Raw genomic sequence first — 18,587 nt, 5'->3', positions numbered from 1 at the left:
CGCCGGCGTCAGGCCGCGATCTGTCCGTTGACCTTGTCCAGCAACTGACGCGGCGTCTCCAGGTACGCCATCTCGTCGTCGGCGATGGCGACCCCGTGCTTCCGCTTGATCAGCGCGACCGTCTCCAGCAGGGCGAGCGAGTCGAAGCCCAGCTCGAGGAACGGCACGTCGAGAATGTCCTGGCCCGGCTTGAACGAGTCGTCCTCGCCCGCGGCCTCGTTGAGGATCTCCTTGAGGCCCTCGATGGTCAGTGCGCTCACGGCTATTTTCCTTTCCTCCACCGGGCGATTTCCGCGCGCCCTTCAGTGAGGTTGCCAGCGCGCGGTGGGGTGCCACTGGAGACGTCCTGGAAGAAAGCGTTGCAGGACAACGAAAACGGCCCCCGCCACAGTGTGACGGGGGCCGCTGGAGCCGGACTCAGGCGAGCAGCCTCTGCAGCTGCCGGGTTTCGGCGCTGTCGAGGCGCGGATCGGAGGTGAGGATCGCGTGCTGCAGCGCCTGCAACCTCGCCGACGGCTCCACGCCGAGCTCCTCGACCAGTGTGTTGCGCAACGCCTTGAAGGCGTCCAGCGCCTGCCACTGCCTGCCGGCGCGGAACAGCGCGATCATGTACTGTGCACACAGGTTCTCGTTCAACGGGTTCTGCACCGTCAGCACGGAGAGCTCGCTGAGCAGCGCCTTGTGCCTGCCCATCCGCAGCTCCGCGTCGATGCGGGCTTCGAGCGCGCCGAGCCGTGCCTCCTCCAGCCGCACGACCTCGATGCCCAGCGGCATTCCCGGCCGCACGTCGACGACGGCGGGACCGCGCCACATCTCCAGCGCCTGCCGCAGCAACCGCGCGGCCGACGCGTGGTCCTCGACGTCATGGGCCTGATGACCTGCGCGGGCGAGCCGGTCGAACTCGTGCACGTCGACGGACTCCGGTGGCACGTCGAGCAAATAGCCGCCGTAGCGGGTGACGAGCACTTCCTTCGCGCCGCTCTCGCCGGACACCGCCAGCGCGTCCCCGATCAGTTTGCGCAGCTGCAAGATGTAGGTCTGCAACGTGGTGCGCGCGCTCCGGGGCGGGCGGTCGCCCCACAGCTCCTCGATCAGCGTCGGTACGGACACCACCGATCCGGAGTGCAGTGCAAGCAGCGCCAGTATCTGACGCGGCTTGGCCGCCGTGGGCGTCACCGAGCGACCGTTCACCTTGGCCTCGACCGGCCCCAGGACCTGGATCTGCATCGCGCCCCTCCTCCTTCTCCGAGCACCTGATTAGTCTGCTCGGCCCAACGGCGTCGCGTTAGTGCACCGGTCCTCGATCTCGGATGAGTTCTCCCTGTGCGCGGGTGTGAAAACTTCATACCGGGGCGCATTAGCGCGTAACTACCGGCCCATTACGGCCGGTAGGCACGATTGACGCACCACATTGGTCCCATGCATCGGAGTCGCAACCATGCACCCCACCTTCCCTCTGGATCACCTGGCTTCCGTCACCGCCATGAGCAACGCCGACGGCGCCTTTGACGACATGAAGATCTACGAATTCGACCGTGAGGCCTCGATGGACCTCTTCATCGCCTGGACGCACACCGCGCCGGGCAGGCCGTTCGTGGCGTTCGACGAGGTTCTCGCGGCATGAGAAGCGAGCTGGCTGAACCTGGCGAGCAACGCATCGGGTTCAAACGTCACCTCCGGCCGCAGGTCGTGCAGGGCGAGGCCGTCTACCTCTTCGCGGAAGCCGGTGTCACGGCGATCCAGGGCAGCCACGTCGAATCGCTGGCGTTGCTGCTCGACGGCACCCGCGACCTCGCCGGGCTGCTGCGCGACGCCCCCGCCGGGCTGACCGCGGACGAGGTCGGCCGCATGCTGGCACGGCTCACCGCCGCGGGACTGATCGGCAGGCGGGGTGGGGAGGACGGTTCGGCCGGCACCGAGGCCTCACTCGCGTACTGGGACGCGGCGGGTCTCGACCCAGCGGAAGCGGTGGCGGCGACAACGGCGTCGCCCGTCTCCATCGTCGCGATCGGCGGCACCGATCGCGACCCACTCGCGGAAGCCTTGCGGCGCAACGGACTGACGGTCACCTCGGGGAGTGGTGACCTCACGATCGTGGCGTGTGCGGACTACCTGGCGCCCGAGCTCCGCGACATCGACGCCGCACACCGCTCGACCGGCACCCCGTGGCTGCTGGTCAAGCCGATCGGGGCACAGGTGTGCGTGGGTCCCTTCTTCACGCCGGGCGACGGGCCTTGCTGGCGGTGCCTCGCCACCCGGCTGTCGGCGAACCGGTCGGCGGAAGCCCACGTCCGTGCGCGTTGCGGACAGCGCGGCCCGGCACCTCGGGCCGCGATCGGGCTGCCGTCGCTCACCGCGACCGCGCTGGAGATCGCGTCGGTCGAGGCGGCCAAGTGGCTCGCCGGTCTCCGGCACAACACGCAGCGGGCGATCTGGAGCTACGACAGCCTGACCATGCGGGTCGCGCACCACGACGTCCGGGCGCGACCGCAATGTCCCGGCTGCGGCGACCCCGGGATCGTCGCGAGCAGGGCGTTCGAGCGGGTTGACCTGAGGAGCAGGCTCAAGCGTTCCTGCGACGGCGGTGGCCACCGGTCGTCATCGCCGCAGGAGGTGCTCGACACCTATCGGCACCTCGTCGGCCCGGTCACCGGGATCGTGCGGGAGATCCGCCGCAACAACACCGGTCCCGCGTTCTTCAACTCCTTCTGGTCCGGCGCGAACATCGCGGCCGCGGGCGACGGGATCGAGGCACTGCGCTCGTCGCTGCGCGCGGACACCGGCGGCAAGGGCGTGACGCCGCTCGACGCCGAGGTCGGTGCGCTCTGCGAAGCCGTGGAACGGCGCAGTGGCGCGTTCTGCGGCGACGAGGCACGGGTGAGCGGCAGCTACCGGTCGCTCGGCGACCTGGCGGTCCACCCCGACACCGTGCAGCACTACCACCCGCGGCAGTTCGAGAACCGCGACGTGTGGAACGCGAGTCACTCCAGGTTCCAGCACGTCACCACCCCGTTCGACGACGACGAGGTGATGGACTGGACCCCGTTGTGGTCCCTCACCGAACGACGCCACAAGTTCCTGCCCACCGGCATGCTCTACTTCGGCGCCCCCTGTCCGCCGAGTGTCATGTCGAACTCCAACGGCTGCGCCGCCGGCAGCAGCCTGGAAGACGCGGTGCTGCAAGGGCTTCTGGAACTCGTCGAACGCGACGCGGTCGCCATCTGGTGGTACAACCGCACTCCCGTGCCCGGCGTGAACCTGGACTCGTTCCACGACCGCTGGATCGACGACTGCCGCGAGGTGCACGCGAGCCTCGGCCGCGAGGTGTGGCTGCTCGACGTCACGGCGGACCTGGGCGTACCCGTGATGGTCGCGGTGTCCCGCCGGGTCGACGGCCCGCGCGAGGACATCATGCTCGGCTGTGGTGCCCACCTGGACCCGCGGCTGGCCGCCCGTCGCGCGCTCGCCGAGCTGAACCAGTGCATGCCGATGGTGTGCGAGCCCGTCGATCTCGGCGCGTTCGACATCGACACGCGGACGTGGTTCGAACGCACGCGGCTCTCCGAGCAGCCGTGGCTGGCACCCGACCCGGCCGAGCCGGTGCGCGACGCGTTGCACCACGGCTACACGCACCATCCCGACCTCGCCGACGACATCCGCGTCATCGAGGCCACCCTGGAGGAACGGGGAATGGAGCTGCTCGTGCTCGACCAGACCCGTCCCGACATCGGGCTTGCGGTCGTGCGGGTCGTGGTGCCGGGACTGCGGCACTTCTGGTCGAGGTTCGCTCAAGGACGCCTCTACGACGTGCCCGTACAACTGGGACGACTGCCACGACCCCGCCACTACGACGAGCTCAACCCGATCCCACTGTTCATGTGACCCGAGCGGAGGCGCCCGTGGTGCCCACCCAGTCGCACGTCCCCGCGGGTCGCCCGCTGTGGTCGTTGATCGAGGACGCCTTCGTCGACGAGGGAGCCGAGCACCTCACCGTGCACGGGCGCTGGGGTGCGATCGAGCTCGCCGACACCAGCCCGCTGGTGCGCGAGGCTCTGCACCGGATGTCCCTCGGGCCCGTCGCGCTGGAGAACATCTCCGTGCTGCACGAGAACTTCGTGCGGTGGAAGAACGGCGGCGGGCCGTGCCTGGTCTGGCGCAAGCTCAAGAACACGCTCGACCAGCTCGGCGGCTGTGTCGTGCCGTCGCTCGGGCTGAACGACGGCGCCGGCCCGATCCTGTCGGTCGTGGCGGTGACCGGTGACGCGGTGTTCACGCTGCCGCACATCGGCGACGACGAGACCGTCACGATGCGCCGGGGCACCGAGATCGAGCGGCTCAACGGCGACCAGGCGCTGGCGAGCCCCGGCTCGCAGTACCAGGTGATCCTGCACAGCGCGCCCGCGACGGAGATCGCGAAGACGCTGCTGGCGGCCGAGACCACGATCGCGCAGGTGTCCGAAGCGCTGCAGGTCGAGCAGTCCCTCGTCGCCGACGTCGTCGCCTATCTCGCGGGCGCCCAGCTCGTGGTACCGGCGAGGCGCTGAGCCGCCGTCATGTTGCCCCGATCGCGAAGCGCGAAGCACGGGAGAAAACGGGCAGCGCCCGTATCATGGCCGCGTCCGGATCCTCGCGTGGGAGCTGCTGTGACGTCACGACTGGAACGCTCGTCCGTATCCCGTCGTCTGGCGTACGTCGTGATCAGCGTGGTGTTCGCCAACTACCTCGGCAACGCCTTCTTCTACGTGCTGCAGGCCGGGGCGACGCCCACGCGGATCGCCGCGTCTCTCGCCTGTCTGCTCGCCATCGGGTACCTGCAGCTGCGAGTCTTCTCGAGACCGAGCGCGAACCTCCGATCGGCCAAGGCGTACCTGGCGCTGGGCGCGATGGCGGCGTTGATCTACGTGCCGTACCCGTTCTTCGCGAACGCGTGGTCCGGGATGCCCGGTTTCCTCGCCGGCAGTGCGCTGCTGGTGCTGTCCGGCCGGGTGAGATGGGTGGTCTTCGGTGCGGTGGCGCTGAGCAACAGCGTGATCAAGTCCGCGTACGTCGACGCACTCCCCCAACTGGTCTACTACACGGTGTCGCCGCTGGCCTCCGGCCTGGTCGTGTACGGCCTCTCGCGGTTGCCGCCGCTGGTGAAGCAGCTGGAGACGGTCCGCTCCGAGCTCGCCGGGCTGGCGGTGTCGCAGGAACGCCTGCGGTTCGCCCGCGACCTGCACGACCTGCTCGGCTTCAGCCTGTCCGCGATCACGCTGAAGGTCGAGCTGGCGCGCAGGCTGGTCGGTGAGCACACCGAGCGCGCGCTGAAGGAGCTGGCCGAGATCCTCAGCATCGCACGCGAGGCGTTGACCGACGTTCGTGCGGTGGCGTCGAGCTACCGGGAGCTGTCGCTGACCGACGAGATCGAGTCGGCGCGGTCCGTGCTGACCGCGGCGGGCGTCGAGACCACGATCGAGGCGGGCGACCACGCCGACCTCTCCCCGCGGTCCCGCACGGTGCTCGCGACAGTGCTGCGCGAGGGCGTCACGAACCTGCTGCGCCACAGCCAGGCCACCCGCTGCACGATCAGCATCTCGGGCATGGACCGCCTCGTGTCGCTCGACGTGGTCAACGACGGCGGGCCGGTCGAAGCCGGCGCCGACCGCGGCAGCGGCCTGAGCAACCTCGACATCCGCACCACGGCCATCGGTGGCTCACTGCTGGCCCAGACCTCTCCCGACGGCACCTTCCGGTTGCACGCGGAGGTGCCGGCCGAACCGGCGGAGGAGGAGCCGGCGGCGCGGGAACGCCCGGCCGGTCCCGCGATGGCGACACGGTTCGCGCAGGTGCTGCTCACGGTCGTGGTGATCGGCTACGTCGCGATGTCGATGCTGGTCGCCGGATACGAGTACACCCGCGTCGGCGCGACCGGGGTCGCGGTCGCGCTGGCCGGCATCGTCGGCACCGCGGCGCTGGTGCTGGGCCTGGTGAGCCGTCAGCACGTCTCGCTGCCGCCGCCGCGTGCCGCCGGGGTGCTCGCGGCCATGGCCGTCTGCGTGTACGCGCCCCAGCTGCTTTACAGCGATCCGTACCTCGCCGTGCCCGGTTTCCTCGCCGGGTCGGTGGCGCTGCTGGTGCCCCGCGCCGGCGGCTGGATCGGCTTCTTCACCGTGGTGGCCGCCCAGGGCGTTCTCTACCACGTGTTCGGCCACGGACCGGTGGACATCGCGTACGGCCTCATGGCCACGATGAACCACGGCCTCGTGCTTTACGCGTTGACCCGGTTGCAGTCGATGGTCAACGAGCTGCACGAGGCCCGCGAGGAGCTGGCGACGGCGGCGGTCACGCAGGAACGGCTGCGGTTCGCGCGTGACCTGCACGATCTGCTCGGCTACAGCCTGTCGGCGATCACGCTGAAGAGCGAGCTCACGCACCGGCTGGTCACGATCGACCCCGATCGGGCGCGGCAGGAGCTCACCGAGGTGCTGGAGATCTCCCGGCAGGCGCTGGCGGACGTGCGGTCGGTCGCGTTGAGCTACCGGGAGCTGTCGTTCGACGAGGAGACCCAGTCGGCGCAGGCGCTGCTGTCCGCGGCCGACATCGACGTCACCGTGCGGATCGACCCGTGCGACGAGCTGCCCAAGGACGTGACGGTGACGCTCGCGACCGTGCTGCGCGAGGGCGTGACGAACCTGTTGCGGCACAGCAAGGCCGAGCGCTGTGAGATCGTGCTGTGCAGCTCGCCGGAACGGGTCACGATGGACATCGTCAACGACGGGATTTCCACGTCGGAGCGAAAGTCCAGGGACGGCAGCGGAATCGGCAACCTCACCACGCGCGTCCGCGCGCTCGGCGGCGACCTGCACGCCGGTCTCACGCCGGAGCACACGTTCCGCCTGCGTGCCGAGATCCCGTTGAGCTGAACGAAAAGGCCGTGTGAGGGAAGTCCCCCACACGGCCTTCGTGGCTCTGTCAGACCATCTCCAGCACGGCGCAGCCCCAGCTGTACCCGGCGCCGACGCCGAACATCACGATCCGCTGCCCCGGGAGGGCCAGGCCCTCGTCGACCAGGTGGCCGAGGCTCGCGAACTGGTCCCCCGCGCCGAGGTGGCCGACGGTGCGGCTCCACCCCCACGTGGTGCGCCGCGGCTCGATGTCGTACGGCCGCAGGTAGTTCACGTCCAGGCGACGCCGGCCGAAGTGCGGCAGGATCACCCACTCGGCGTCACCGATCTTCATGTCCGCGTCGGCGAGTGCCTCCTCGACGGCGGCGGCCTGACCGGCGTTGGCCTTGTTGATGCCGTAGGACAGCCCGAACTGGCGGCTGAACGCCTGCTTGGCGTCCTCGAAGTCCACCGGCATGCGGTGCGAGAACGGCGCAAGACCCATCGGCACGTCACCGCGGTGCAGCGGTTCCAGATCGGAATCCGCGTTGATGGCCAATGAAAGCAGTTTCGCGTACCCGCCACGGCGGGACAGCACGATGGCGGAAGCCCCGTCGCCGTAGGGCGTGCCGGGATCGGTGCGCCACCGGTCGATGCCGGGCAGGCAGAAGCGGTCGGCCGTGGTCAGCAACGCGTCCTTGCCGGGCCTGGAGGCCAGATAGGCCACCGCGAGGTCCAGCGCGGCCATGCCGCCGTTGGACATCTGCCGGATCTCCAGCGCCAGACAGGAGTTCCGCACGGTCTCGCGCTGGATGTACGAACCGACCGGCCACAGGTCCTGGCCCTGGTGGTAGGTGGTGGCGTGCAGGATCAGCTCGACGTCGTCCGGGGCGGACCCCGCGTGTTCCAATGCGATCCTGGCCGCGGCCACCGCCATCTCCGCGGCCGACTCGTCCGGGGACACGGCGACCGACACGACGTCCGTTCGTGCCACCAGTTTCGGCTCGCACTCCCCCGACGAGATCGCGTCCGCGACCGTCAGTGTCGCGGGCAGGCGCACACCGTTGCCCCTGACGAAAACATCCTCAACTCGCACCGCGGTCCAACCTCCTTCAGCGCGCGTGTCGACGCGCACGACGCAAATCACCGTTGTGGGCACGCCTCGATGTGGCGTGGAGCGCGACATGAACTGCGAGAGATAAGGTGGCGCGCGGAGGAGCGCGATGATCAGGGTTCTGCTGGCTGAGGACATGCACATGGTGCGCGGTGCTCTCATCGCGCTGCTCAACCTCGAACCGGACATCGAGGTGGTCGCCGAGGTCAGCACCGGGGACAAGATCGTGCCGGGCGCGCGTCTGCACAAGCCCGATGTCTGCGTGATCGACATCGATCTGCCGATCCTCGACGGGTTGACCGCCGCCATGACGATTCGCGAAACGATGCCAAACGTCAGGACGTTGATGCTGACGTCGCTCGGCAGGCCGGGAACGCTGCGGAAGGCGCTTGCCGCGCGCGTGGACGGGTTCCTGCTGAAGGACGCGCCGCCGACCGAGCTCGCCGACGCGATCCGCCGGGTCGCCGCCGGCGAACGGGTCGTGGACAGCCAGCTCGCCCTGGCCGCATGGGACCGTGGCGAGTGCCCGCTCACCGACCGCGAGCTCGAGGTGCTCCGGCTGGCGGCCGACGGCGCGGACCCGGCCGACATCGCGACGGCGCTGTCGCTGTCGGCGGGCACGGTGCGCAACTACCTGACGACGATCATGACCAAGCTCAACGGGCGCAACAAGGTGGACGCCATCCGCATCGCGGAGGAAGCGGGCTGGATCTGACCGCTCCGCGGCTGGCGCGCGCATCGGGCTAGGCCGCTTGCTGCAGGCTCAGGCGGAGGTCGAAGCCGGGCCTCCCGACGATCTCCGGGGTGAGCGTGGCGCCGGAGTCCATCAGGCGGCGTGCCATGAGGAAGTCGACCGGGCGGTTGTACGCCTCGACACCGAGCAGCCGGTCACCGCGGAAGCAGAACACCGAGAACTTGCCCTCCGCTGGGTCGCCGACGGTGACCGTGCGGTCGTGGCCGTCGGTGAGGCCGGCGATCTGCAGCTTCACGTCGTACTGGTCGCTCCAGAACCACGGCAGCGCGGTGTAGGGTTCGGCACTTCCCAGGATGGCCGCGGCCACGCAACCGGCCTGGTCCACGGCGTTCTGCACCGACTCCAGGCGGACCAGGCCACCGGAGAGCGGGCGGGCGAACCGCGCGCAGTCACCGATCGCGTGCACCCGCGGGTCGACCGTGCGCAGGTGGGCGTCGACCACGATGCCGTCGTCGCACGCGAGCCCCGACCGTTGCGCGATCTCCGCGTTCGGGATGACGCCGATGCCCGCGACCACCAGGTCCGCCACCAGCACCGTGCCGTCGGTCAGCTCGACGAAGCCCTCCCGGACGGCGGCGACGCCGGTGCCGGTCAGCACCTGGACGCCCTCACGGCGGTGGCGGTTGGTCAGGTGCCGCGCGGTCGCCTCGGAGACGGCCCGCTGCATCACCCGCGGCTGGGTCTCGACGACAGTCACCTCGTGGCGCAGTTTCCGGACCACGGCGGCGAACTCGAGGCCGATGAACCCGCCGCCGATGACGACGACGTCCAGTCCGGTCCTGCCTTCGAGCTTCTGTCTGATCACGTCCGCGTCGGCCACCGTGCGCAGGTTCAGCACGTGCTCGGCACCGGGAACGGGCAGTGGCCTGGGCCGTGCACCGGTCGCGAACACGAGGTGGTCGTAGCCGATGGTGCGGGCACAGCCCAGCACCACGACCCGCGCCGACCGGTCGACACCGATGACCCGTTCACCGGTCACGACCTGGATGCCGTGGTCCGCGTAGTAGGAGTCCTGCCGCAGCACCAGCCCGGCGAGGTCGGTCTCCCCCGCCAGGTAGGCCTTCGTGAGCGGTGGCCGCTGGTACGGCGCGGCCTGCTCGTCACCCACGAGGGTGATGGAGCCGCGGTGTCCCTGTTCTCGCAGGGACACCGCGACCTGGCAGCCCGCCTGCCCGGCCCCGACGACGACTACCGACTCGCCGCGCATGTCAGTAGTTGCCCAGCCCGCCACAGACGTTGAGCGCCTGCGCGGTGATCGAGGACGCGGTGTCCGTGGTCAGGTACGTCACGAGACCGGCGACCTCTTCCGGCGTGCTGTACCGACCCAGCGGGATCTTGGCGTTGAACTTCTCGAGGACCTCTTCCTCGCTGATGCCCCAGTGGTTCGCGTAGCCCTGGCGGACGCGGCCGGCCATGGGCGTCTCGACGTAGCCGGGGCACACCGCGTTGACGGTGATGCCGGACTTCGCGAGCTCGATGCCGACGGCCTTGGTGAAACCGACGACGCCGTGCTTGGACGCCGAGTAGGGCGCGGCGAACACCACGCCCTGCTTGCCGCCGGTGGAGGCGATGTTGACGATCCGGCCCCAGGACTGCTCGACCATCCTGCCGGTGCTCAGAACCTCTTTGGTGAAGCGGAAAACACCGTTGAGGTTGGTGTCGATGACGTCCAGCCAGAGGTTCTCGTCCAGCTCGGCGGTGATGCCACCGCCACCGCGACCCGCGTTGTTCACGAGGATCTCGACGGGACCGAACGTGTCGACCGCCTTCTGGACGGCGGAGCGGATGTCCTCTGTGGACGTCACGTCGGCGGCAGCGCCGTCCGCCTCGTGCCCTTCTTCGCGCAGCTGCTTCACCGTGGTGTTCACGTTCTCGGCCGTGCGGGCCACGACGAACACCGCGTGCCCCTGCTTGCCGAGACTGCGGGCGACCTCGAGACCGATACCACTCGTGGCGCCCGTGACCAGGGCTACCCGTCGCTTGCTCATGCGTCTTCTCTCCTCAGAGTTGCTTCTCAGGAAGGTGCACGACGAGCCCGTCGAGCTCCTCGGTCACGGGCAGCTGGCAGCTCAGCCTGCTGTTCTCCTTGCGCTCGCAGGCCGTGAAGTACAACAGCTCGTCCTCGACCTGGTGCATCTCGGCGAGCGGCTTCGTGTTCTCGGGATCGACGTACACGTGGCACGTGCCGCAGGAGGCGCCACCGCCGCACTGCGCCACGATTCCCTTGATGCCGTTGAGAACTCCGCCGCGCATCACGGTCTCGTTGACGGCGACGTCGACAACGGTCTCGATGCCGTCGTGCGTTACATAGGTGATCTTTGGCATGGCAGTTCTCCCACGGATCTGCGGCTCGCCGGACGTTGTCCACCTTGCCCTGGTGTGCTTTTCGTGTGGTGGAGGCCACCTTGAGCGGAAAGGGCCCCGGATCGAGGCCCTTCGCCCGAACGTCACGCGTCCCAGGTGACCGGAAGCTCCCACAGGCCGTAGATCACGGCGCCTTCCTTGCGCGGGATCTCCAGGAACGGCTTGGCCAGCCGCAACGAGGGGATCCGCTGGAACAGCGTCGTCCACACCAGTTCCATCTCAAGGCGCGCGAGGTCGGCGCCGATGCAGTGGTGCAGCCCGTGCCCGAACCCGAGGTGCTTGCGGGTGCCGCGGGCGAGGATCACCTTCTCCGGCTCCGGGAAGATCTCCGGATCGCGGTTGCCTGCCAGCGCCAGGCAGAGGATGCCGTCGCCCGCCTTGATCGTCTTGCCGCCGATCTCGATGTCCTCCAGGGCGACGCGCGGGATCGCGGTGTCGCCGATGGTGGCGATGCGGACGAGCTCCTCTACCGCCGGCTCGATCATGCCCTGCGGGTCGTCGAGCAGCAGCTGCAGCTGGTCGGGGTTCTCCAGCAGGCAGGCGGTGCCGAGCGAGAGCATCGAGGCGGTCGTCTCGTGGCCGCCGTTCATCAGCAGGCGGATCATGTTGAACAGGTCGCGGCGGGTGTACTCCTCGCCGGACGCGGCGTACTCGGCCATCGCGCGGCTGAGCAGATCGTCGCCGGGTTCCTTCTCCTTCAACGTGATCAGCTTGTCGACGTAGGCGTTCACCTCGACGATGGCGGCCTGACGCTGCTCGGGCGTCGAGTGGCCGCCGAGCAGACACGTGCCGTGGTTGATGAAGAAGTCGTGCTCGTCCTGCGGGATGCCGAGCAGCTCGCAGATCACCGTCATCGGCACGGCGAGCGAGAACTCGCGGTGGAAGTCGATCGGCGGCGTCATCGTCAGGATCTTGTCGATGTACTCGTCGACGATCTCCTGGATCCGCGGGCGAAGGCGCTTCACCTGGCGGTTGGTGAACGTCACGGCCGCCTTGCGCCGGGTCCGGGTGTGCTCCGGGTTGTCGTAGCCGATGAACGACGTCTCGGTGCGGAACTCCGGCGGCGCGACGAAGTAGAACGGGAAGTTGTCGTGCTTGCGCGAAGCGCTGATCCTCGGGTCGGTCAGGATCTTCTTGATCGTGTGGTAGCCGCTGATCGTCCAGATCCGCAGCCCTGAGCCCGTCAGCGTGACCTGGACGACGTCTTCGTCGATCATGTCGTCGTACTGTTTCGGAGGCGTGAACGGGCACTGCCTCTGGTACGGGAACGTCTCCTCAGCTTGGGCGCTGCCGGGTTCGACGGCACTTGTGGTCATGACGAGTCCTCCTGGTCGACTGCCGTGAGGGTGTCACCGTCGGCTGGAGCGTCACTCAAAGGTCCATTGTGGACTCAAGGATGTGTCGAGCGTGACGCCCTAGCGTGACCCGCGACCCAGTCACTCCACCTGGAGGTGAGCAGGTGAGCCGGAAGATCGAGCCCTACACGATCGACGTCCCACCGTCCGCGTTGGACGACCTGAGAGAACGGTTGGCGCGCACGCGCTGGCCGGACGCCGAGACCGTCGACGACTGGTCCCAGGGACCACCGGTGGCGTACCTCACCGAACTCGCCGGCCACTGGGCGAAGGCGTACGACTGGCGCGTGGTGGAACGAAAGCTGAACTCGCTGCCGCAGTTCCGCACCACGATCGACGACGTCGGCATCCACTTCCTGCACGTGCGTTCGCCGCACCCGTCGGCGACACCGCTGCTGCTGACGCACGGCTGGCCCAGTGCGCCGGTTGAGTTCCTCGACATCATCGATCTCCTGACGGATCCGGAGGACCCCGCCGACGCGTTCGACGTCGTGTGTCCTTCGCTGCCAGGACACGGTTTCAGCGACAAGCCCGCGACGACCGGGTGGACGGTGCAGCACATCGCCGAGGCGTGGGCCGAGCTCATGTCGCGGCTGGGCTACGAGCGCTACGTCGCACACGGCGGCGACTGGGGGTCCTGGGTCTCGGCCGCGCTCGGCACCGTCGATCCCGAACACCTCGCGGGCATTCACCTCACGATGCCGCTCGCCCGGCCGCCGCAGGAACAGGTGGAGCTCGACGAACGCGACCAGCGAGCCATGGCGCGGATGCGGGGCTTCGGCAAGAACCGCTCCGGCTACGCCGCGATCCAGTCCAGCCGCCCCCAGGCACTCGGCTACGGCCTCACCGACTCCCCCGCGGCGTTGCTGGCCTGGATCGTCGACCGCTTCTGGGAATGGGCGGGACACGACAACGACCTCGAACAGGCGGTGCCGAGGGACAAGCTGCTCGACATCGTGTCCACCTACTGGTTCACCGGCACCGGCGTCTCGTCGGCCCGGTTGTTCTGGGAGAGCTTCGACACCGAGCCGATGAACCCCACGAACGTGCCGACCGGGGCGTCGGTGTTCCCGAACGACGCATGGCTGCCGAGGGCGTGGGCCCGCACCCGCTTCACCGATCTGCGGTACTGGCGTGACCTGCCGGAGGGTGGCCACTTCCCCGCTCTGGAACGCCCGGTGGAACTCGCCGCCGAGCTCCGTGCGTTTCTGCGCGTGCTCGGCTGAACCGCGACGAGAGGGGGAGCTTCCGCTGTGGAAGCTCCCCCTCTCGTAGCTGTGTCTCAGATGTGCGCCACGACAGGCTCCGGCGCCGACTCGTCCGACGCGTCTCGCGACACCTTCGGCATCGCGGCCGCGGCGAGCGCCGCGATCACGAGCAGGACGGCGGTGCCGAGGAACGCGTTCGCGTACCCGGATGCCATCTGCTCAGGGACGCGCGACTCGCCACCGCTGAAGTTGGCAACCGCCACGAGCACGGCGAGACCGGCCGCACCACCGAGGGCCTGGCCGGTCGTGAGCAGCCCGGACGCGAGTCCCTGCTGGCTCGACGGCAGCGCCGCGGTGGCGAGGTTCGCCACTGTGCCGAGCACCATGCCGACGCCGACACCGAACAGCAGGCTCGGACCGAGCAGGTCGGCGACGAACGTCGCCCGGCTGTCGACGAAGGACAGCCAGCCGAGGCCGATCACACCGGCGACGAGGCCGCTCAGCAACGTGAACCGGCCGCCCAGCTTGCTCGTCTGCGGTGCGACCATGCCGGCACCAAGGAAGATCGCGACCGACAGCGGCAGGTACGACAGGCCGGTGACCAGCGGGCTGTACCCGAGAACGAACTGCATCAGCAGCGTCAGGAAGTAGAACGTCGACGCCATCGCAGCACCCACGCAGAACATCGAGATGTTCGCGGCGACGATCGACCGGTTGCGGAACACGTTCAACGGGACGAGTGGCGCACTCGCGATCTTCGCCTGGTCGTACAGGAAGACGGCGATGCCCACCACGGCGACCGCGAACGAGATGAGGCTCACCGGGGAACCCCAGCCTTCGCGCTCACCCTGCGCGATGCCGAACACCAACGCGGCGATGCCGATCGTCACCGACACCGCACCGAGGATGTCGAGCTTGCGCGGCCCGGCCTGCACGGCGGACGGGGTGATGGAGATCGCGGCGACGATGAACAGCGCGATGCCGACCGGCACGTTCAGCAGCATCACCCAGCGCCACGACAACCATTCGGTGACGACGCCGCCGGCCAGCACGCCGATCGCGCCACCGCTGCCGCCCGCGGCACCCCACAGTCCGAACGCCTTGGCGCGCTGGGCGGGTTCGGTGAACGTGGTGCCCAGCACCGTCAGCGTCGCAGGTGACATCAGTGCCACCCCGACACCCTGGCCCGCGCGGGCGATGATGAGCTGTGTCGCGTCCTGGGCGAAACCACCGGCGAGGCTCGCGACGGTGAACAGCGCGATGCCGGCGAGGAAGAAGCCGCGGCGGGAGAACAGGTCCGCCATCCGCCCCGCGAGGAGAAGCAGACCGGCAGTTGGAATCAGGTACGCGTTGATGACCCACTGCAGGCTGTTGGCGTCAAAGCTCAGCGCGGACTCGATGGACGGCAGGGCGACGTTCATGATGGTGCCGTCGAGCACCACCAACAGCTGCCCCACGCAACAGGCGAGTAGCACGAGGCCTGTTCGCCCGTGGTTGGCATTCGACATGGGTTGGCTCCTTCGCTGGTTAACGCCGAGTGCGCGCGTGGGTGGATGTGCGCACTGCCCAAGGGACCCAGCGTCCCGCCACGCGGTACACCCGCGATCGGACCGCGCTTGAGTCCACGCCTGCAGGCGATCGCGCCCTGTAGTCGTTCTCGACTGCGTTTGAAGGTGTGGCGGCCACGCTGCCTTCGATCGCCATCGATCTGCAAAGGACTGATTCAGATGCCCCGTATTGTCAGGAACTTGGCCGTGTTCGCCTCGGCGACGGCTCTCGCGTTGAGCGGAGCCGCACTGGCGAGCACAACAGCGGCCGGAGCGGAAACGGTGACCGACAGCCAGGTGTTCATCAAAGCCCACCCCGTGGTCGGTTCCTGGCAAGGAACCGTGCAGCACCAGGGCGGCAGCGGTCCCATCAGCCTCAACTTCTCGTCCTCCGGCTCCGTGTGCCTGCGTTCCGGTGGCGGCAGTGGCGGCCACGGCGAGGGCACCGGCACGTGGAAGTCCACGGGCACCAACACCTTCAAGTTCACCGTGCGGGAGTACCTCTACGACAGCGCCGGCACGCCGACCGGTTCGGTCGACGTGAACCAGTCCGGCTCCATCTCGGGCAAGACCCTGTCCAGCTCGGGCGTGTCGACGATCTACGACGTCAACGGCAACTTCATCACCACCGCCCAGGCGAAGATCACCGCGGCTCGCATCTGATGTGACCAAGGGGGACCCTGTTCCGCGGCGGCGGGGCACAACATGCGGAACAGGGTCTCTCACAGGTGCTTTCCAGCGTCCACCGTCCCGATTTCCAGCGACGCCACACCTTCCTGGACGTCCGCGGCGCGCGTGACCTGACGGTCGAGTTCCGTGCGGTGCTTCACGCTCAACGCGCGGAACGGTTCCACCTTCACGTCGATGCGCTTACCGGACCGCTTCTGATGCCACACGCCGGCCACCACGCCGTCGATCAGCACCACCGGCACCGGACCGGCCTGTCCCCGGGACAACGCCCGTTCGAAGGCACGGCCGGGAAACACCGCCTCGCGCGGGTAACTGCCGATGACGTACACGTCGAAGTAGGGCAACAACCGCAGTCCGCGTGGCCGTTTCCCGACCTCCAGGTCGTCGTCCGCGGCCAGCCAGGCCCGCACACCGTCGAGCTCGACCGGACGCAGCCGATCACCCAGCGCCGCGAACACCTCGCTCGCCCACTTCTTCGGTGCCGTCAGCCACTGCGCGAACTGCTGCGGTGTAGCGGGTCCGTAAGCGCGCAGGTACTTCAGCACCAGTCGCGCCACGGCGTCCTCGGCCGGCATCGGCGTGAATCCCGGCAACCAGCGCGCCGGTGAGGTGTACGTCGTCCTGCGTGCGTTGTCCGGACCGAAGCACAACACACCGCGGTTCGCCGCCACCTGCAGTGCCGTCCGCCAGCGCGGCCACATCCCGGTGAACCCCGGCACGACGAGATCACCAGCCCACGGCCCGGTTTCCGCGATCACCCGCTCGTCGAGCTCGTCGACGGTCAGCTCGGCGTCACGCACCGCGTGGCCGATCACGCCGACCACCTCGTCCAGCTGGTCCGGCGTCATCCTGGCGGACACCGCGAGCCGCGGCGGTTGCGGCGGAATCGCGTTGACCGCCCCGATCCACATCGGCAGGTCCGCGGTCGCGAGCAGGTGCACCGTCCCCCGTGGACCGAACGTCTTGACCAGCTCACGGCTCTCCCACAAGGCGTTGCGGACGTCCACACGGGACACCTTGGCAACGCGCAGCCCGATCGACACCTCGGCCGCGGACATCACCTGTGCGTGAATCCCGCACACGTCGCTCACGACGGCAGCGATGCCACCCTCGGAGCTCGGCTTCGTCAGCGAGTGCCGGACGAGTCTGCGCGCGCACGCCTCGTGCCACGACATCGGCTCCACTTCGGTCCCTCGCTCTCAGCTGGACACGTCTGCGGGCGGACCGTCCACTCGACGGCCCGCCCGCAGGGGAAGGAAGACTTCACCGCACCGCATCGTCTGCGGGTACCTCGGGACGCGGGTCACCCGCGCACGTCACGTCCTCTTCCGGAAGCACGCCATCGACCAGATAGCGGGTCACGAGATGGTCGACCACGGTGTTCCCGGCGAAGGCGAACGTCTCGTGGCCGCCCGAGTCCGTCACGGTGATCAGGCGGTGTCCCAGGCGCTTCGCCATCGCGACACCGCCCTCGTAACAGCTCCACGGGTCGCTGTCAGTCTGCACGACAAGGCCCATCGGGTATCCGATGCGGGCCACCGTCGTAGGCGGCTCGGCGTGCTTGAACGTCGCGAACGTCCCGACCCACGGCTGCGCGCGCATCACGCCGAACCCGTAGGGGTACTTCTCCCGGAACTCGCGCATGTCCGCGTAGTAGACCTCGAGGTCCGTGGGCCACTCGGTCTCCAGCGTCACCGCCTCGAGCACCGCCTCGCGCAGGCCACCCATCGTGGAACCGGGGCGCCACACGCTCTGGCCCGAGAGCAGTGCCTCGGCCGCCGCCGAATCTCCGTGCGACACCGCCTTGCGCAGATCGACCACCAGGCGGGCGAGCTGGTCCCAGTCCGGCCGCCGCGGCGCCAGCACGCCGATCCGCTGGTCGAAAAGGGTGCGCAACAGGGGGCTCGGCGCAAGCGCGGCGAGTCCGGCCGCGACGTCCTCGACCGAGCCGACCACGTCGCTCGCGCCGGCGCCGAGTCCGTACCGGCTCTCGCGTTCGCCGGTCCACCGCGCCCACGCGTCGACGCTGTACCGGATCGCGGCCCCCTGCGACTTGAACTGCGTGCGCCAGTCCCACACGGGGTGCTTGCACGAGTCCAGCACACTGCGGTCCAGATGATCCGGGAACATCGTGCCGTACACCGCGCCGACCATCGTGCCGTACGCGTACCCCAGGTAGTTGATCTTCTCCTCACCCAGCAGCCGGCGGATGAACTCGATGTCACGCGCGAGATTGCGGGTGCTGACGTGCGGGCGGAGGGTGCCGCCCGCCCGGCTGCAGCCCTCCTCCCGTTCCTTCATGTCGGCTGCGATCAACGGGAACTGCTCGTCCGGCGGCCTCGAGTCGAAGACCGCGGTCGTCGGACTCGCCTCTGCGCCGAGGAACGTGGAGTCGCCCGTACCGCGCGGGTCGAACCCGACGAGGTCGTACACCTCGTTCAACGAGGTGGTGCGCTTCAGCTCGACCGGCATCCGGGCACCGAGACCGTCGTCTCCCCCCGGTCCGCCGTTGATCGCCAGCAGCACGCCGCGCCGCCGCTCCGGATCGGTCGCCGGAATGCGGGTGAGCTTCAACGAGATCCGCTCACCCGCCGGATCGGAGTAGTCGAGCGGCACCTCGACGACGGCGTGCTGCACGCCGTCCGCATCCGCCGCCGACCATCCGGGTAAGGACGTCGTCACGATGAGTTCC

Annotated in this window: 17 protein-coding genes; 7 read left to right on the top strand and 10 right to left on the bottom strand. The window is 68.9% G+C overall.

The window, feature by feature from the left end:
• Positions 1 to 8: 8 nt before the first annotated feature.
• Entirely contained in the window at positions 9 to 260 is a 252-nt protein-coding gene (locus ABFX45_RS22785) for an acyl carrier protein (protein WP_109640597.1), read from the bottom strand.
• A 157-nt stretch (positions 261 to 417) separates the two neighbouring features.
• The gene (locus ABFX45_RS22780; RefSeq protein WP_112229174.1) at positions 418 to 1,227 is read right to left on the bottom strand and encodes an AfsR/SARP family transcriptional regulator; all 810 of its coding nucleotides are present in this window, start codon (positions 1,225 to 1,227) and stop codon (positions 418 to 420) included.
• Between the two features lie 256 nt (positions 1,228 to 1,483).
• Here ABFX45_RS22780 and ABFX45_RS22775 point away from each other — a divergent pair, with 256 nt between their 5' ends.
• The 4 genes from ABFX45_RS22775 (at position 1,484) to ABFX45_RS22760 (ending at position 6,902) form a co-directional block, all read left to right on the top strand.
• Entirely contained in the window at positions 1,484 to 1,624 is a 141-nt protein-coding gene (locus ABFX45_RS22775) for a hypothetical protein (RefSeq protein ID WP_346131885.1), read from the top strand.
• Positions 1,621 to 3,882, top strand: coding sequence for a TOMM precursor leader peptide-binding protein (locus ABFX45_RS22770; protein WP_109640600.1), 2,262 nt, complete (start codon positions 1,621 to 1,623; stop codon positions 3,880 to 3,882). The genes ABFX45_RS22775 and ABFX45_RS22770 overlap by 4 nt, the downstream gene beginning before the upstream one ends.
• Positions 3,883 to 3,899: 17 nt before the next feature.
• On the top strand, positions 3,900 to 4,544 hold the full coding sequence (locus ABFX45_RS22765) for a hypothetical protein (RefSeq protein ID WP_346131884.1): 645 nt from the start codon (positions 3,900 to 3,902) through the stop codon (positions 4,542 to 4,544).
• A 99-nt stretch (positions 4,545 to 4,643) separates the two neighbouring features.
• Positions 4,644 to 6,902, top strand: coding sequence for a sensor histidine kinase (locus tag ABFX45_RS22760; RefSeq protein WP_170155236.1), 2,259 nt, complete (start codon positions 4,644 to 4,646; stop codon positions 6,900 to 6,902).
• 49 nt (positions 6,903 to 6,951) lie between these two features.
• Here ABFX45_RS22760 and ABFX45_RS22755 read toward each other — a convergent pair whose 3' ends face one another.
• Positions 6,952 to 7,959, bottom strand: coding sequence for a ketoacyl-ACP synthase III family protein (locus ABFX45_RS22755; RefSeq protein WP_211337642.1), 1,008 nt, complete (start codon positions 7,957 to 7,959; stop codon positions 6,952 to 6,954).
• A 127-nt stretch (positions 7,960 to 8,086) separates the two neighbouring features.
• Here ABFX45_RS22755 and ABFX45_RS22750 point away from each other — a divergent pair, with 127 nt between their 5' ends.
• Positions 8,087 to 8,692 (top strand): response regulator transcription factor, encoded by a 606-nt coding sequence (locus tag ABFX45_RS22750; RefSeq protein ID WP_109640604.1) that lies wholly within the window; start codon positions 8,087 to 8,089, stop codon positions 8,690 to 8,692.
• A 28-nt stretch (positions 8,693 to 8,720) separates the two neighbouring features.
• On the opposite strand, the gene ABFX45_RS22745 is transcribed toward ABFX45_RS22750, so the two are convergent.
• From ABFX45_RS22745 to ABFX45_RS22730, 4 genes are all read right to left on the bottom strand, one after another.
• The gene (locus tag ABFX45_RS22745; protein ID WP_109640605.1) at positions 8,721 to 9,938 is read right to left on the bottom strand and encodes an NAD(P)/FAD-dependent oxidoreductase; all 1,218 of its coding nucleotides are present in this window, start codon (positions 9,936 to 9,938) and stop codon (positions 8,721 to 8,723) included.
• A gap of 1 nt (position 9,939) precedes the next feature.
• The gene (locus tag ABFX45_RS22740; protein WP_109640606.1) at positions 9,940 to 10,719 is read right to left on the bottom strand and encodes an SDR family NAD(P)-dependent oxidoreductase; all 780 of its coding nucleotides are present in this window, start codon (positions 10,717 to 10,719) and stop codon (positions 9,940 to 9,942) included.
• Positions 10,720 to 10,732: 13 nt separating this feature from the next.
• Positions 10,733 to 11,056 (bottom strand): 2Fe-2S iron-sulfur cluster-binding protein, encoded by a 324-nt coding sequence (locus tag ABFX45_RS22735; protein ID WP_109640607.1) that lies wholly within the window; start codon positions 11,054 to 11,056, stop codon positions 10,733 to 10,735.
• A gap of 122 nt (positions 11,057 to 11,178) precedes the next feature.
• A complete protein-coding gene (locus tag ABFX45_RS22730) occupies positions 11,179 to 12,411 on the bottom strand; it encodes a cytochrome P450 (RefSeq protein WP_346131883.1) in 1,233 nt (410 codons plus the stop codon).
• Between the two features lie 143 nt (positions 12,412 to 12,554).
• Between ABFX45_RS22730 and ABFX45_RS22725 the strand changes: the two genes are divergently transcribed.
• Positions 12,555 to 13,676: an epoxide hydrolase family protein gene (locus ABFX45_RS22725; RefSeq protein ID WP_109640609.1), complete on the top strand. Its 1,122-nt coding sequence runs from the start codon at positions 12,555 to 12,557 to the stop codon at positions 13,674 to 13,676.
• A gap of 56 nt (positions 13,677 to 13,732) precedes the next feature.
• On the opposite strand, the gene ABFX45_RS22720 is transcribed toward ABFX45_RS22725, so the two are convergent.
• The gene (locus ABFX45_RS22720; protein WP_170155237.1) at positions 13,733 to 15,115 is read right to left on the bottom strand and encodes an MFS transporter; all 1,383 of its coding nucleotides are present in this window, start codon (positions 15,113 to 15,115) and stop codon (positions 13,733 to 13,735) included.
• Positions 15,116 to 15,406: 291 nt separating this feature from the next.
• Here ABFX45_RS22720 and ABFX45_RS22715 point away from each other — a divergent pair, with 291 nt between their 5' ends.
• Positions 15,407 to 15,868: a hypothetical protein gene (locus ABFX45_RS22715; protein WP_346131882.1), complete on the top strand. Its 462-nt coding sequence runs from the start codon at positions 15,407 to 15,409 to the stop codon at positions 15,866 to 15,868.
• A 59-nt stretch (positions 15,869 to 15,927) separates the two neighbouring features.
• Here the strand turns inward: ABFX45_RS22715 and ABFX45_RS22710 are convergent, their stop codons facing one another.
• Positions 15,928 to 17,070, bottom strand: coding sequence for a winged helix DNA-binding domain-containing protein (locus tag ABFX45_RS22710; RefSeq protein WP_109640672.1), 1,143 nt, complete (start codon positions 17,068 to 17,070; stop codon positions 15,928 to 15,930).
• Positions 17,071 to 17,158: 88 nt separating this feature from the next.
• Complete coding sequence (locus tag ABFX45_RS22705; protein WP_346131881.1) at positions 17,159 to 18,577, bottom strand: alpha/beta fold hydrolase; 1,419 nt, start codon at positions 18,575 to 18,577, stop codon at positions 17,159 to 17,161.
• Positions 18,578 to 18,587 lie beyond the last annotated feature (10 nt).

The sequence above is a fragment of the Lentzea roselyniae genome (assembly GCF_039537795.1).
GTDB classification, from domain to species: domain Bacteria; phylum Actinomycetota; class Actinomycetes; order Mycobacteriales; family Pseudonocardiaceae; genus Lentzea; species Lentzea atacamensis.
Note: the sequence above shows the minus strand (reverse complement) of the source record. Positions and strands in the feature narration are given on the sequence as shown.